Source organism: Kamptonema sp. UHCC 0994 (assembly GCF_029167235.1).
Taxonomy (GTDB): Bacteria; Cyanobacteriota; Cyanobacteriia; order Cyanobacteriales; family Microcoleaceae; genus Kamptonema.
The window spans coordinates 1-1,238 of the sequence record NZ_JARFTR010000015.1 but is presented as its reverse complement, the minus strand read 5'-3'; the positions used below and the strand labels follow the sequence as shown (position 1 = coordinate 1,238).

1 protein-coding gene and 1 pseudogene are annotated in these 1,238 nt (G+C 40.8%); both read left to right on the top strand.

The window, feature by feature from the left end; translation table 11 throughout:
* Positions 1-711 (top strand): annotated as a pseudogene (locus PY364_RS01220) (hypothetical protein); the annotation flags it as partial.
* 139 nt (positions 712-850) lie between these two features.
* Positions 851-1,054, top strand: coding sequence for a hypothetical protein (locus PY364_RS01215; RefSeq protein WP_275519729.1), 204 nt, complete (start codon positions 851-853; stop codon positions 1,052-1,054).
* The last annotated feature ends 184 nt before the right edge of the window (positions 1,055-1,238 follow it).

The window sequence follows — 1,238 nt, the reverse complement described above, 5'->3', positions numbered from 1 at the left end:
GAAACTGAGTGGGAATGGCCCTATGTCGCCTACAAAAACGTAGACACAGAAATTCAATCAGGATTTCTCAGTTACATCCGTATCGGCTACTTCTTAGACCGGATGCGATATCACAAACTGTATAAAACACAGGGCTTTAAATCTTTCAAAGACTATTGCTTAAAAGCGCTTAGAAAAAGTGCTAACTACTGCACAAAAATCATCTGTGCTGCTCAAGTTTGTCTTAACTTGGCCGCCGCTGGATTTGAGCAATTACCCAACTGCGTTGCTCAAGCATTACCGCTAGTAAAATTCAACACTGTTGATGAATACGGTAACTCAACTCTAGCTGAAAAATGGCAAAAAGTTTTAGACGAAACACCACCTAATCAACCAATTACCTCCACACAAATTACTGAAATCTTAGACGAAACTCCCCCTGAAACTAAGCCACAACAAGTCAAGCTCAAGGCTGAAACTTACGCCAAACTTGAAAAAATTGCTAAGGCTAAAGGCATCACAGTTAGGGAAGTTATTGATGAATTGGCTGACTTACTCCTAAATGAAATCGAAGCTGAACCTACACCTGTCACACCTGAAAAACAGGCTGAATGGGAAGCCGATTTGGAAGCTTTAATCATAGAACAAGTTGACTGGGTAGTTTCTGAGAGTAATGAAAGCTGCATCAATGACCAACAGCCTAGACCCGGCTCTATGCCGGATTCATCTTGAAGGAGGTGATGCGAAATCATGTAGTTGATTCGTCTTTTTCGTGTTTACCTAATTTGCAATTTTGATGACCATACGCGGTTGCTTGTGGAAGTAACCGCTTTCTTTCAACTGTTAGTTAATTACTAATTGTGAGGAATCAATGAAAGTTACCGCTATCACAGTTCAGAAGATTAAAAATCTGGGTGATTATCAAAGCGAACGCCTGGAAATGACAGCTCATTTGGATGAAGGTGAAGACCCGGATGCAGCAGCTTTAACGTTACGCCTGAAGGTGCAGAGTTTGTTAAATCAGTCGTTGCCGATGACGACTATGACTAATGCCGATCGTTTGAATGCGTTTTAAGTTAATAAAGGGCGGTCTATCACTCCGCCCTAAATACACTTCAAATATAAAACAAGGAGCCTTGTTAATACGATTATAACCATAATTACCAAAATATTACAACCCGCCTGACGAGACTGAATAATAACAGTCGAAACTTTCTCATGCTTATGGAAAAGTCGCGGGAACCTAAGTGGCGCTTTAA